1 pseudogene is annotated in these 241 nt (G+C 73.0%); it reads left to right on the top strand.

Annotated elements, in window-relative coordinates:
• A pseudogene (locus CCN44_RS48080) lies at positions 1-136 on the top strand (MMPL family transporter); the annotation flags it as partial.
• Between the last annotated feature and the right edge of the window lie 105 nt (positions 137-241).

Here is a 241-nt window from a genome sequence, read left to right as displayed (position 1 = left end):
CCTGGCCCTGCTCGGCAAGCGGGCGTGGTGGCTGCCGCAGTGGCTGGACCGCGCGCTGCCCAACGTGGACGTGGAGGGCGAGGGCCTGCGCACGCACGCCGACCCCGAGGAGGAGAAGGAGCTGGTACGCGCCTGACGTACCGCCGCTGACGGCGGCAGACGGCCGGTGAGGGTGCCCGTGGGGACGGGGCTGCACCCTCACCGGCTCTCTTTTTGAGTACGCGCTGAGTACCCGCGCGCA

The organism is Streptomyces tricolor, assembly GCF_002155905.1.
Classification (GTDB): Bacteria; Actinomycetota; Actinomycetes; order Streptomycetales; family Streptomycetaceae; genus Streptomyces; species Streptomyces tricolor.
Note: the sequence above shows the minus strand (reverse complement) of the source record. Positions and strands in the feature narration are given on the sequence as shown.